Below are 13,971 nucleotides of genomic sequence, written 5' to 3' on the forward strand. Positions count from 1 at the left end.
CAAAAAAATTTGACCATGCTATATTAGCCAACCGTAAACACTGTATTGGAGGCACTTTAGCTAGTTAAACGTCAATCCCAAAAAATTTTTTTGCATTCGCAGTCGTTACTTGTGCAACTTCTTCAATTGGTTTTTCTTTTAAACGTGCTATTTCCTCTGCAACTAATGGTACCCATGCTGGTTCGTTACGTTTACCGCGATATGGATGTGGCGCTAAATATGGGGCATCTGTTTCAATCATCAAGTGCTCTAAAGGTATCTCCGTCGCCACTTCTTTCGGCATACGGGCATTTTTAAACGTCACTGGTCCACCAAGACTAATCATGAAATTCATCCCAATACATTGGCGGGCAGTTTCTACACTTCCGCTATAACAATGCATTACGCCTCCAACAGAAGCTGCGTTTTCTTCACGCAAAATGTTGACAACATCTGCGGTTGCCTCTCTGTTATGAATAATAATTGGTAAATTTACTTTTTGTGCTAAATGAATTTGCTTGCGAAATAGGGCTTGTTGAACATCTTTTGGAGATTTATCCCAATAGTAGTCTAAACCTGTTTCACCAATTCCAACAATTTTAGGATGTGCTGCCAATTCTTCAATCCAGTGTAAATCCTCTTCTGTACAATCAATGGCATCTACTGGATGCCAACCAATAACACCATAAATAAAATCATATTGCTCTACTAATTCCATTGTTTTTTCAATCGTTTTACGATCAAATCCTACAACTACCATAGTTTCAACTTTTGCTTCAAGAGCTCGATCTATGACTTCTTGTAAGTCTTCTTGATACTGCTCCGCATTCAAATGTACATGTGTATCGATAAACATTGTCATTCTCCTAACATTGATTTTATTAAAAATTATTATTTCATATTTTGCATCTGTATTACAAATTTGTTACAAACAATTTAGTATTGTGACAATACACTTATATATATTCGCCATAACTATTACCATATACCTAAAATTCGTCAATTTATGCATTGCATAAATTATCTCAAAATAATGAAATAGCCATTTTAAGGCTAAATTTACAATGGCCCGCTGAATATTTTCTACTCAGCAGGCCATTCTTAGTTTTTTATTTTACCTTTGCACCATTTTCCAATTTTGGATCAACAGTTGCAAGCTTTAAAATTCCATCTTTTTCACCTGCTAAAATCATTCCTTGTGATAATTCACCGCGTAACTTAACAGGTTTTAGGTTCGCAACTACGATTACTTTTTGTCCGACTAATTCTTCTGCAGAATAGTACTTAGCAATTCCCGAAACTACTTGTCGTTGCTCGTAACCAAGGTCTACCTGAAGCTTTAATAATTTATCCGCCTTCGGTACTTGCTCACATGCTGTAACCGTTGCCACACGCAAGTCAACTTTCATAAAATCATCAATTGAAATTTCCGGAATTTCTGGAACTTCCACAGCTTTTGATTCTACGCTTGCTTCTTCTTCCTGAGAAGTTTTAACTGAGCCACGCATTTCCTCACGAATATAAGTAATTTCAATTTCGCTATCTAAACGAGGGAAAATCGGTGTTCCTTTTTCTACCACTTTAATGTTTACTGGAATAGTATTGCCGAATGTTTCAATTGTTTCCCATGTTAAGAATTTGTCATCTAGACCTAATTGGTTGATAATACGTGTCGGAGTAGATGTCATAAATGGTTGTAACATGACAGCAATATGATGTAAGCTTTCTGCCAAATTTCGCATAACAGAACCTAATTTTGGTTTATCCGCATCGTCTTTTGCAAGAACCCAAGGTTGTGTTTCATCAATGTATTTATTTGTGCGTGAAACAAGCGTCCATAGGTCGGCTAATACGACACTAAATTGCATTTTTTCCATACTTTCTTCATATTTAATACGTACTGCTTCTGCATGCACTTTCAATGCCTCGTCAAATTCAGTAGATTGAAGATTTTCTGTAGGGATATTACCATCAAAATATTTGTTAATCATGGAAATCGTACGGTTTAATAAATTGCCTAAATCATTTGCTAAGTCAAAATTTGTTCGCTCAACAAACGACTCTGGAGAAAATACACCATCAGAGCCAAATGGAAGCTCTCTTAATAGGAAGTAACGCGTTGCATCTAATCCATAACGCTCGATAAGCATTTCTGGATACACAACATTTCCTTTTGATTTAGACATTTTACCGTCCTTCATCATAATAAATCCGTGTGCAAAAACTTTTTTAGGTAATGGTAAATCAAGAGCCATTAAGAATATTGGCCAATAGATTGTATGGAAACGTACAATATCTTTTCCAACTACATGCACATCCGCTGGCCAATATCTGTTAAATAACGTTTCATCATCCGATAAGTATCCTAAAGAAGTAATATAATTTGTTAACGCATCTACCCAAACATAAATTACGTGTTTTGGGTCTCCAGGTACTTTAATACCCCAGTCGAATGAAGTACGCGATACCGATAAGTCTTCCAGCCCTGGTTTAATAAAGTTGTTAATCATTTCGTTTTTACGTGATTCTGGTTCAATGAAATCAGGGTTCTCTTCATAATAAGCTAATAGGCGATCAGCGTATTTCTTCATATTAAAGAAGTAAGATTCCTCTTTCACTTTGTGTACAGCCCGTCCACAGTCTGGACACTTCCCATCTTCTAGTTGCGTCTCTGTAAAGAATGACTCACAAGGCGTGCAGTACCAGCCTTCATACTCACCTTTATAAATATCGCCGTTATCTAAAAACTTTTGGAAAATCTTTTCGACAGTTTTTGTATGACGTTCCTCTGTTGTTTGAATGAAATCATCATATGAAATGTCCATTAATGTCCAAAGTTTTTTTGCTGCCTCGGCAATCTCATTTACATATTCTTGAGGATGCTTGCCAGCTTCTGCTGCTTTTTCTTGAATTTTTTGTCCATGCTCATCCATTCCTGTTAAGAAACGCACATCATATCCACGTAAACGTTTATAACGTGCTATCGTATCGGACGCCACTGTCGTGTACGCCGTACCAATATGAAATTTTCCACTTGGATAATAAATCGGGGTTGTTATATAGAATGTTTTGTTTTGTTCGCTCACGAGAACTGCCTCCAATGTTTCACAGTATAATATCTATTCTATCGAAGTACGAAATTCGTTTCAATGAAAGTTTATTGAATGCGAAAATTGTCGAATATTATACTAATCCATTTAATGTATTTTATAAGAAGCTTTTTTACTATAAAATAAAATCTATAATAAAAACCTTTTAAAAAATTGAATATAACTGTTTTCTTCTCAAAAATTTTTACAAATAAGAGATTATTACTGTATTAATTAATTGACGTTTATGGCATTACTTGGTATGATAACTATCAGACAAAGAAATAATGTCGAAATTTGACGAAATACAATATAACTTTTACTTTTAGGAGGAAAAATAATTATGAAATCAACAGGAATTGTTCGTAAAGTCGATGAATTAGGTCGTGTGGTAATTCCAATCGAACTTCGCCGTACATTAGGTATCGCTGAAAAAGACGCTTTAGAAATCTACGTAGATGACGACAAAATCATCCTTAAAAAATATATGCCTAATATGACATGTGCTGTTACTGGTGAAGTATCTGATGATAACTTCCGTCTAGTTGGAGGAAAATTAATTTTAAGTCCTGAAGGCGCAGAAATGTTAATGAAAGAAATCCAATCTAGCTTAAAAAAATAATTTCTTTCTAGCACCTAAATCGAAAACAGCGATTTAGGTGTTTTTATTATTTGATAAAAATTTCTTCTTATCACGAAAAGTAATATATATGATTCCCTTATAATGTCCATGTCAGACATCTTTTATTAAGATTACTCTTTTTTACAATTATTATCAATTTTAAATCTTTTATTTTAACAAAGAAAATGACAACATTTTGTAAAATTTTGTATTAATCAATCAAAAAAGGTTGCCTCTTTTGAGACAACCCCGCTGTTATTGACACTTACTCACTATGATAAGCATTATAAATATCTCGTTTGGCTACTTGTCGAAGTTTTGCTACTTCTTTAATAGCTTCTTTAGAAGTTACACCTGTTTCAGCAATGATATAATCGACATGTTCTACCTCGCTCATATCTTTCCAATATGCCTCTTCTTGATTGTCTTGTTCTGCATGTTGATTTCCTTCTAAAACAATGCAAAATTCCCCTCGAATTTCTTCGGTCTGTGCCCATTCAACCGCTTCTGTTATCGTGCCACGAAGAAATTCTTCAAATTTCTTTGTGAGCTCACGCGCTAGCACAATACGTCGATTGCCAAGAACTAATTCCATATCCTTTAACGTTTCCTTTAAGCGGTGTGGCGCCTCATAAAATAAGATTGTTTCTTGTCGATTTTTTAATTGCTCTAATTGTTGGCGTCTCTCTTTTTTTCCACGGTTTAAAAAGCCATAGAAGAAAAATGGCTGAGGCGTTAAACCTGATGCAATTAAAGCAGATATTGCCGCATTGGCACCTGGTATTGGCACTACTGCAATTCCTTCCTCGATTGCCTTCACGACAATATCTGCCCCAGGATCCGAAATACAAGGTAGACCCGCATCACTAACTAATGCCACCGTTTTCCCTTCTCGTAAAAAGGCTAATAGCTTTTCTCCCCCAGCTTCGATATTATGTTCGTGGTAACTAACAAGTGGTGTATCAATTTCAAAATAGTTACAAAGTTTTTTTGTATTACGTGTATCTTCAGCAGCAATCACATCCGCTTCTTTTAATATACGCAGTGCACGCACACTCATGTCCTCTAAATTCCCAATTGGTGTTGCCACAAGATATAAGTATCCTTGCTGATTGTGCACCGTACTTTTTTGTGATTTCACGATTGATCCCTCCCCATATATTTTGTTTTTTGCGTCCGTGTTAACTGCTTAAAAGCATATTCTGCGCGCATCGCTTCTTGTTTTGTGTCGAAAGCTTCGACATAGATACATGTCACAGGTCCTCTTGCCTTAGTATATTTAGCACCTTTACCTGCATTATGTGCGGCAACACGCTTGTCTACATTATTTGTATAGCCTGCATAGTACGACTTGTCTGCACATTCTAATACATAGAAGAAATGACTATTGGTTTTTTCCATAGAGCATTTCTCTCACTTCTGCTGTATATTCATTGTTTTCGTCATAAACATAAAGCGGCGGTAATATTTTTAAATCAGGTTTACCATCCTTTATTCCTTCTATTAATAAGGTATTGGCTTCTTTCCCCGCTTTCGGATAAATCAGTTGCATTCGTTTTGGTTCCAATCGATTTGCCCGCATCGCAGTGACAATATCTAATAAGCGGCCTGGCCGATGAACAAATGCTGCCTTGCCACCTTGTTTTAATAATTTACTTGCAGACTGTACCGCTTCATCAAGTGTTAAATGTAGCTCATGTCGCGCAATCGCGTGATGTTCACTTATATTTTTATCACTCGCTTCATGAGCTAAAAAATACGGCGGGTTACATGTTACCACATCATATTTTTCAATTCCTAATTGAGTTGGAATTTCCTTTACATCACCAAGAACTATTTGAATTTGTTCTTCTAAGTTATTATAACGAATACTTCGCTCAGCCATATCAAATAGACGTGGTTGTATTTCTACACCTGTAATTTGTCCTTTCGTTCTGGCACTTAAAAATAATGGTATGACACCGTTACCAGAACATAAATCAACAATTTTTCCTTTATAATAAGGTACATTGACAAATTTCGAAAGCAACACCGCATCTAATGAAAAAGAAAAGACAGATGGGCTTTGAATAATACGTAGATCCTCTGCCAGCAAATAGTCTAGCCTTTCATCATCCTTTAACCAATTTTCCACGAACCTTCCTCCTACTATACAAAACAAAAGACTGACACCACCGAAGCGGGAATCAGCCTTCTATTACACATTTTGCTTATTTAAAAATGATAGACAAAACAGACAGTCTTCACCTTTACGTGAACTCCCAAAATGAACATGACAAACGTGGAAGCCCTCCTGGTATAGGCGTGCTAAGTTATCATATCCCTCGCCAATATCTAATGGAATCTCTTTCTTCTCATCTGCAGCCTGTACGGTGTTCTCTTTAGAAAGTAGTTCTTCTAGACGTGTACGAAGGTGATGATTTTCTGTTTCGAGTGCCTTATGTTCTTCCATCATTAACGCTACAAATTGCTTCAATGCACCAAATTGCTCCTGCATTGCTTCGAGCTGTTGTTCGAACTCCATAACGGTATCTAAGAAATTACGGTCCTTCACCCAAGCCACCTCGTTAAATTCTCTATCTTATATAAGATTTTTTTCGCATGCTAGCAGTTCTTCTAGTGTATACTCAGCTGTTCGTTCCTGCTCTTGTAAATATACTTGAATAAGTCTTTCCAGCACATTTAAACCTACAACTTTTCCGCGGCCATCTGGTGTCATTGTCATTTCACCAACATCTGGCATGCCTTCTTTTGCTTCTTCATATTCATCGTTTTCATACTTTAAACAGCACATTAAACGACCACATAACCCTGATATTTTTGATGGGTTTAAAGATAAATTCTGATCTTTTGCCATTTTAATAGATACTGGGTCAAAATCACCTAAAAATGTTGAACAGCATAGCATTCGACCACATGGACCGATACCACCTAATAATTTTGCTTCATCTCGAACACCTATTTGGCGTAGCTCGATACGCGTTCTAAAAACAGAGGCTAAATCTTTTACTAAATCCCTAAAATCGACCCGACCTTCTGCTGTAAAATAAAAAATTATTTTATTACGATCAAATGTATATTCAACATCAACAAGTTTCATCTCTAGTTTGTGTTCTATGATTTTGGCACTTGCTAGCTCAAATGCCCGCTTTGACTCAATTGCATTTTCTTCAACTTGAATCCGATCTCGTTCATCTGCTGGTCGTAGTACTTGCTTAAGTGGCAATACGACATCATTTTCCCCTACTACTTTTTGAGGGACAACTACTTTACCGTATTCTACACCACGAGCTGTTTCTACAATGACATATTGACTGTCTTCTAGTAGAAATGATGCTGGATCGAAATAATATATTTTACCCGCTTTTTTAAAGCGAATTCCTACTACATTATACAAATGTATATCCCTCCTGCAGATTAAGCATTAGCTGCTCCATCATTAACGTCCTATTCATGTTACGCTGTAAAGATGCGCGCGCCTGTAAAATGGCTTCCATTTGACTAGATAGGCGTTCGAAAGTCGAATGTAACGCAGCTTCTTTGAAAGGCTGTAACATGTCTGGATAAGTACAAGCTGCTTCGGGATTAGCTTTTATTGACACTATATCACGGTAAGCAAATAGTAGTAAATCCAATGCTTGCTCCATTTCGCTTTTTTCCTTAAATAGTGGCAACCATTCCTCATGCACAACAATCATAGCTTCATGTACATTTTGGCGAATTGCCTCTACTAATTTTAACACTGTTTTTCGAGCCTGTGCAAACTGCTCATCTTTTGCTAAAAAAATAGCTGTTTCGAGCTCGTTCGTCATCATGCTAACAGTAGAAGCCATAGAGTGGGAAATTTCATTTTCTTGCAAATGCTTTAACAACACTTGTCTTGGCATTTTTTGAAACTTAACATGCTGACAGCGCGAGCGAATCGTTGGTAATATCGATTGCATCTGTTCTGTTAACAAAATAGCCGTAACTTCCCCTTCTGGTTCCTCTAAAAACTTCAAGATCATATTAGCAGATGCAATATTAAGGCGGTCTGCATGATGGAGTACGTAAATTTTCCGTCCTTGCTCTACACCCATCATCTTCATCTCTGCAATAAGATCCCGTATTTGATCAATTTTAATAAATTGACCTTCAGGATAAATTTGATGAATATTCGGATGATTTCCCGAATCCACCCGTCTGCAATTTCGACATGTTTCACATGGAACATTTTTAAGTGGTTGTTCACATAGCATTAATTTTACAAAAAAATGCATAATATCCACTTTGCCTGTCCCTTTTTCGCCATCAAAAATGTATGCATGGGCTAATCTATTTTTATCAAATATCGTTTGAAGCTGCTTCATTACGACTGGCTGTAGTGTGAAAAGCTCTTCAACATTCTTCGCCATTTTTTATTAAATTCCTTCCTATATCAATAAAGCCTTTTAGACTTGTACAAGTAAATGTATTTCAGTAGAGATACATTCCTAATTTTACTATTTAAAATCCTACTGAACCAATTTGAAAAAAGCCCGCGCCTACAAGTGAACAAGACACGGGTTTTACATATATAAATTAATTAATAGACCTTTTATCTCTCCAATTTTATCGAGAAGGTCAATCGCTTCTTTTTCTTCATCTAAAATATCTTGTGCTAGTTCCACAAGGCGACTATCAATTGTTTCAATAATCTTTAATCGTCTTCCTTCACCAAAGCGATTCCATGTATGTGATTGCTTTAATTCCATTCCATGCTCTACAGTTTCCTGTAAAAATCGCTTGACGAGCATTTTAAAACGAGCAAGTTCTCGCAAATTACGGGATCTTGCAACACGGTCACCAGCAGTAGAAATATCCCCCAACAATCGTGTTAATTGTTCGGTTTGCAATTTTGAACCTTGCTTTACGACCATATCACCAAATCGGTTGTTTTGATTAGTATTTTGCAGAGGCTCTTTACGATTAGTATTTAACCCGACACGGATATCTTGATTGATCTTCAAGCTTCTTTCGCCCCCAATTGCTTTCTTCTCAAATTCATCTTCGTAAGTGAATTTGTACTGCCATGATTATGTTAAATTTTTATTCAATACCGTTAAAAATGGTGAAATTGTTCAATCGGTAAAACAAATACAGTAGCGCCTCCTACCTCTACCTCCACTGGATATGGTATATAGGAATCAGCATTACCACCTAATGGTGAAACAGGTGCAACTAACTGTTCACGCGCACGACAATTATCACGGATAATATCTAAAACTTTGGGTATGAGAGAGTCTTCTGTTCCAATTAAGAACGTCGTATTACCAGAGCGTAAAAAACCCCCTGTACTCGCTAATTTTGTTGCGCGAAACTGATTTTTCGTTAAAGCATTTGATAAGCGGCTACTATCCTGATCCTGTACCACAGCTACGACTAACTTCATTCGCACTCACCCCTTTTATATAATTGGCCTTGATAGAATTTATTCAAAAACAGCAACATCTACCATCGTTACTAACTACATTTTATACAAAAGCACAAAATTAATTAGGCTTTCGAATGACTACCTCGAAGTAAAGATTGCGCTAAAAAAAGTTCACTTCTTTATTTTATCACGTTTTGCGTAACCAATGATAAATTGCATTCTTCTTAGCACCTATAAGGAAAGTTGTTCTTCTATTCGATGCAGTTCATCTGTCACCGTATGTTACCATTATATCACAATATGGTGGTTGACTTCATGTTTTTACTGTATTGCTTCATTCAATATTGCCCATACATCTTCAACTACACGCTCAATACTTTGGTCTGCATTGATGACATTTATACGTTCTGGATAACGTTTTACTAATTGTAAATATCCTTCACGCACCTTTTGGTGAAAAGCCAGACTTTCCACATCAAGGCGGTTTACTTCGCGGTCTCCATGTGCATGAATACGGGCTAAACCAACCTCTGGAGAAATATCAAATAAGATTGTTAAATCAGGTAGTTTTTTTCCTATAGCAAACTCATTAATGGATAGTACTTCATCTACACCAATGCCACGTGCATATCCTTGGTAAGCTAAAGATGAATCGATAAATCGATCACAAATCACCATTTTTCCAGCATCTAAAGCAGGTCGTACTTTTTCAAAATAATGCTGGCTTCTAGCTGCGGCATATAACAATGCTTCTGTTCGCTCATCCATTGCTGTATGCTCAGGATTTAAAATGATTGTACGGATTTTTTCAGCGATCTCAATGCCGCCAGGTTCTCTTGTTGCTAATATATCTATATTTTCTTGTGCTAACCGTTCAGCAATTTTCTTAATAACGGTTGTTTTGCCAGCACCTTCTGGACCTTCGAATGTAATAAATAAATTGCGCTTCATGCTGTTATTGCCTCCAACTATTTAATGACCTCAATCATTTTTTCTTCTAATCGGTGATTTCCTTGGAAGGTTGCACCTGTTGCAAGTAATTCCTCTAGTTGACTTAGTTTAGCCACTGTAATTTTTTCACCTGGCACAAGTAATGGTATGCCAGGGGGATATGGAATAATCATACTTGCAGCCGTACGTCCCATTGTTCGCATATATGGTAGCCATTCTTTTTCCATACTCCCTATTTCATCGAACGAATACACTGGTTCAGTAATAGCGACAAAATTGTAAGCAGTTTGTGAAACAGCTTGTATATCTGCTTTTTCAGTGTTTAATAATGCTGTTACAGCTTCTTTAATGCGAACACGTATATCTGCAAACGGGTAACTATACCCTTGTTTTAAAAGTGGTAACACAAATAATACTTGATGTGCATCTGCAAGCTCTGCATAAACATGCTTAGCTTCTAATGCTTCTTGTAATTGAAAGCCACTATAACCGTTAACTCGAAGCAATACTTTTATAGGATCATCTACTTCAATAACTTCAAGTGAGCCAATCGCACGTAATGCTTCAACCCATTGATTTTTTTTCTCTATTATATATGCACCATCACTCTCCATATATGTCTGTATATAATAGCGTGCATCATCTAAAGAAGCTAACAATACATACGATGGACTACTGGATTGTAACATGCGTAAATAGTGATGGATGCGATCTACATCCACTAATTGTGAGTTTACATGCATAAATGAAGCCATTGTCATAGCGGGCAACGTTTTGTGAGCTGACTGTACAACAACATCAGCACCAAAGGTTAAAGCAGATGGCTGAAATAAAGCACAGGCACTAAAATGAGCGCCATGAGCCTCATCTACCAAAACGGGTATTTTTTTTTCATGACAATAAGCGACTTGCTGTGACATTTCTTTCGAAGTCATACCGTAATATGTAGGGTATGTTAAGACAACTGCCTTTGCCTCTGGATAACAATCGACTGCCTGTTTTAAATCATGATAAGAGACATGTGTTGCTGTTAATGTTCGATCATCCCACAGTGGAGAAATATATACCGCCTTTGCTCCAACAAGCTCGATTGCGTGAAAAATAGACTTATGCGCATTGCGTTGTACAATAATTGTCTCGCCTCTTTTACATGTAGCATAAATCATAGCTAAATTTCCTACCGTAGAGCCACCTACTAAAAAAAAGCTTTTTCTCGCGCCATATGTATCAGCTAGTAAACTTTCTGCCTCTAAAATCATCTCTTCAGGATAATGTAAGTCATCTAGCCCTGTTAATTCTGTCACATCGTAACGCATGACATCTTTAAAAGCTTGTGGAAGTTGTGACAATTCACCATGTTTATGCCCTGGTACATGGAAGGATATATTTTGTTGTTGTCGAAAACGCTCTAAACCTTCTACAATTGGCTTTTTCTTTTGCAAAACAAGACACCCTTTTCCGTTTATTATCCTTTAATTATACGGGATTATTACAGGATAAAAAAGCTATCCTACTAAATAGGATAGCTTAAGATTTAAAGGGTAGAAAATTACAGCAAATAGCCTACATACTAATACACGAAGAATGTTTACTGTATTGGCATAAAGGCCACTTGCCAAATACCGTTTTCATTCCTTACCATTTGATAGCCCATGTCACTTTCATTTTGTGTAAAAAGGATGACTCCTCCATGATCAGGTAGTTCTTTAAAAGTCCCATTCTCCATTGCTTTCGCCATTTCAAATGCCCACGACCTATTACTTTCTGCTTCTACTTGTGTATGCTGACGCATATGCTCTGCTTCGCTCCACTTCGAATAGTTTTCCCGAGTTGTATACAGTCGATACACCGTTTGTTCATCAGCTAAAAATTTCGCGTATAACTGAACACGGGCTATCGTCAATGGATCTATATCGTGGAATATTTCCATATTATTTTGTTCTCTAAAAGCATCGTATAATGACCTTTCCGTTTTCGTCCATTCATTCGCCATCTCCCCTGCTTCATAACCTAGCACTTTCCCAATAATTTGAGCATCTGTGATTTTCGACAGCATACCGTGTCCCCAATTATCTGCTGCTACAAAATATTCGTCTGCATTAATGGTCAATTCATCCATATTCCAGAAAAAATATTTACGAATTTCATTTTCATCAAAAGTCGCACCATCTTCTTTCAGCTTGTCGATATATACTTCAAACACATCGAAGCCCATTTGTGTGGCAAAACCATAGTATATATCTAGGGGTATTGTATTTACTATGATCGTTCCATCATGAATGGCAACCTTTTCTCCAGGCAATCCTACAATACGTGCTATCGTCTTTGTTCCATCCTCGGCATTTACATAAACAACATCGCCACTATTTAGTTTTTCAATATTTGGCTCAATTACAATCGGATAAGAAGTATATTCGTTGTTACCCCGATCCATTGCATTACCTGTATACTGGACCTTATATTGTTGTCCCGACATATTACCTAGCACAGGGACCCTATCATCAATGTCCGTGTACGACCATTCTATGGAATTCATACGTTGCATTGATCCATCCATATATTCGTAAACAACACGAGCTCCTGGTTGCTTGCTAAAAGCAAACCAAAACATCCCCTCATTGGCTACCTCCAGTAGCTTTGCTTTCTGTTGTCCAACTATAACTTTCTTTAAACTATTGCTTTGTACAGCACCACAATATAAATTAGACGACTGTCTATAATGGACAATTACATCTTCTGTATCAAATCCATTCGTACAATTGTCTTGGAAAACCCATTCGCTATTTTGATAAATTAAATATGTAGCATGGACTAGCAAACCCGAATCCGTCTGTACTTTGTAAATAATAAAGGCATCTTCCTTTTGCAACACGTTCATTTCTTCATAAAGAATTTCATCTGCACCACTTTTTTGCAACCATAATGCCAGTGACTCTTCTTTGGATATATTTGATTCAAACGACACAATCACGGCGAGCAAAACTATAAGAACTATTGAGCCACATATTATAAGAGGATACTGCCACGAACGTTTACGACTAGTATTTTTTCTAGCTGTTATTTCTTGCATAATTCGTGCCTCATTGGCCTCCGAAAATCTAGATTCTTCACTAAATAACTTATCAAATTCATGCTTTATTTTATTCATGACGTAACACCTCCCATTCAACTTCAGCTAGCCTCAGTTTTAGCATTTCCCGCGCGCGTCGCAATCTCGTTTTAATTGTATTCTCAGAAAGATTAAGTAACTCTCCAATCGCCGCAGTGGTCAGTTCTTCATAATAAAACAATATAATTACTTCACGGTACTTTACAGATAATTGTAGAACATTTTTAGCGATATCCAGCTTCTCTAAACGTTGTAACATCTCGCTATCTATCGATGGCTTTTCAGCATGGATTTGTTTTAACAAGTAGTTCGAAATTAATTGTCTTCTACTTTTCCAGCTACGCAAATAATCATGACATCGATTGATTGTTATTTTAGCCAAATATGTTTTTAACGTAGCACGTTCCTCAAATTGGTGTTGCGTTTCAAAAAACTTGATAAAGACGTCCTGTACAATATCTTCAGCCGTAACCCAATCCTTAACATATAAATACGATAATCTCAGCATATAGTCACCATATGTATGCATAATTTCCTTCATATTTTGTGCTTCGTACTGCTCCATAAAATCCCCCCTTCTCTTATGTTTGAATTATTAATATATAATTTTTACTCAATAGACGGATGCAAATTAGGTATAGTTTCATTTTCTTTTATATGTATTCTTCATGAATGGATTATTATTTTAGTAGAAATAAAAAAAGACCGAAGATTTCTCTTCGATCTTTTAAATGTGCCTAGCGACGTCCTACTCTCACAGGGGGAAGCCCCCAACTACCATCGGCGCTAAAGAGCTTAACTTCCGTGTTCGGTATGGGAACGGGTGTGA

Annotated in this window: 15 protein-coding genes and 1 rRNA gene; 1 reads left to right on the top strand and 15 read right to left on the bottom strand. The window is 36.7% G+C overall.

The genetic code is table 11. The features are described 5' to 3' along the window. Positions 1 to 64: 64 nt before the first annotated feature. On the bottom strand, positions 65 to 835 hold the full coding sequence (locus ACIQ1H_RS22325) for a TatD family hydrolase (RefSeq protein ID WP_402892148.1): 771 nt from the start codon (positions 833 to 835) through the stop codon (positions 65 to 67). A 253-nt stretch (positions 836 to 1,088) separates the two neighbouring features. Then, positions 1,089 to 3,065 carry a methionine--tRNA ligase gene (gene metG / locus ACIQ1H_RS22330; protein WP_402892151.1) on the bottom strand — a complete coding sequence of 659 codons (1,977 nt, stop codon included), beginning with the start codon at positions 3,063 to 3,065 and terminating at the stop codon, positions 1,089 to 1,091. Between the two features lie 346 nt (positions 3,066 to 3,411). On the opposite strand from metG, the gene ACIQ1H_RS22335 reads away from it, so the two are divergent. Beyond that, positions 3,412 to 3,690: a transition state genes transcriptional regulator AbrB gene (locus tag ACIQ1H_RS22335; protein WP_024362580.1), complete on the top strand. Its 279-nt coding sequence runs from the start codon at positions 3,412 to 3,414 to the stop codon at positions 3,688 to 3,690. 265 nt (positions 3,691 to 3,955) lie between these two features. Here the strand turns inward: ACIQ1H_RS22335 and rsmI are convergent, their stop codons facing one another. The 13 genes from rsmI to rrf all read right to left on the bottom strand — a co-directional run. Beyond that, positions 3,956 to 4,831: a 16S rRNA (cytidine(1402)-2'-O)-methyltransferase gene (gene rsmI / locus ACIQ1H_RS22340; protein ID WP_402892154.1), complete on the bottom strand. Its 876-nt coding sequence runs from the start codon at positions 4,829 to 4,831 to the stop codon at positions 3,956 to 3,958. Next, positions 4,828 to 5,091, bottom strand: coding sequence for a GIY-YIG nuclease family protein (locus ACIQ1H_RS22345; RefSeq protein ID WP_228134247.1), 264 nt, complete (start codon positions 5,089 to 5,091; stop codon positions 4,828 to 4,830). Before ACIQ1H_RS22345 ends, rsmI begins: the two co-directional genes overlap by 4 nt. Continuing rightward, entirely contained in the window at positions 5,075 to 5,824 is a 750-nt protein-coding gene (locus tag ACIQ1H_RS22350) for a tRNA1(Val) (adenine(37)-N6)-methyltransferase (RefSeq protein WP_337980141.1), read from the bottom strand. The genes ACIQ1H_RS22345 and ACIQ1H_RS22350 overlap by 17 nt, the downstream gene beginning before the upstream one ends. Positions 5,825 to 5,887: 63 nt before the next feature. After that, positions 5,888 to 6,244 (bottom strand): DNA replication initiation control protein YabA, encoded by a 357-nt coding sequence (yabA, locus tag ACIQ1H_RS22355; protein WP_228134245.1) that lies wholly within the window; start codon positions 6,242 to 6,244, stop codon positions 5,888 to 5,890. A gap of 27 nt (positions 6,245 to 6,271) precedes the next feature. Further along, complete coding sequence (locus ACIQ1H_RS22360) at positions 6,272 to 7,087, bottom strand: PSP1 domain-containing protein (RefSeq protein WP_402892158.1); 816 nt, start codon at positions 7,085 to 7,087, stop codon at positions 6,272 to 6,274. Next, complete coding sequence (gene holB / locus ACIQ1H_RS22365; protein ID WP_228134243.1) at positions 7,080 to 8,084, bottom strand: DNA polymerase III subunit delta'; 1,005 nt, start codon at positions 8,082 to 8,084, stop codon at positions 7,080 to 7,082. Before holB ends, ACIQ1H_RS22360 begins: the two co-directional genes overlap by 8 nt. 153 nt (positions 8,085 to 8,237) lie before the next feature. Beyond that, the gene (locus ACIQ1H_RS22370; RefSeq protein WP_228134242.1) at positions 8,238 to 8,678 is read right to left on the bottom strand and encodes a YaaR family protein; all 441 of its coding nucleotides are present in this window, start codon (positions 8,676 to 8,678) and stop codon (positions 8,238 to 8,240) included. Positions 8,679 to 8,770: 92 nt separating this feature from the next. Beyond that, the gene (locus tag ACIQ1H_RS22375) at positions 8,771 to 9,100 is read right to left on the bottom strand and encodes a cyclic-di-AMP receptor (protein WP_024362572.1); all 330 of its coding nucleotides are present in this window, start codon (positions 9,098 to 9,100) and stop codon (positions 8,771 to 8,773) included. A 303-nt stretch (positions 9,101 to 9,403) separates the two neighbouring features. Then, complete coding sequence (tmk, locus tag ACIQ1H_RS22380) at positions 9,404 to 10,033, bottom strand: dTMP kinase (protein WP_402892163.1); 630 nt, start codon at positions 10,031 to 10,033, stop codon at positions 9,404 to 9,406. 17 nt (positions 10,034 to 10,050) lie between these two features. Then, entirely contained in the window at positions 10,051 to 11,475 is a 1,425-nt protein-coding gene (locus tag ACIQ1H_RS22385; protein ID WP_402892166.1) for an aminotransferase class I/II-fold pyridoxal phosphate-dependent enzyme, read from the bottom strand. Positions 11,476 to 11,621: 146 nt separating this feature from the next. Further along, positions 11,622 to 13,181: a S26 family signal peptidase gene (locus ACIQ1H_RS22390; RefSeq protein ID WP_402892169.1), complete on the bottom strand. Its 1,560-nt coding sequence runs from the start codon at positions 13,179 to 13,181 to the stop codon at positions 11,622 to 11,624. Next, positions 13,174 to 13,707, bottom strand: coding sequence for a sigma-70 family RNA polymerase sigma factor (locus ACIQ1H_RS22395; RefSeq protein ID WP_402892171.1), 534 nt, complete (start codon positions 13,705 to 13,707; stop codon positions 13,174 to 13,176). Before ACIQ1H_RS22395 ends, ACIQ1H_RS22390 begins: the two co-directional genes overlap by 8 nt. Before the next feature lie 170 nt (positions 13,708 to 13,877). Beyond that, positions 13,878 to 13,971, bottom strand: a 5S ribosomal RNA gene (gene rrf / locus ACIQ1H_RS22400); the annotation flags it as partial.

The organism is Lysinibacillus sp. NPDC097279 (genome assembly GCF_044761745.1).
Lineage (GTDB): Bacteria > Bacillota > Bacilli > Bacillales_A > Planococcaceae > Lysinibacillus.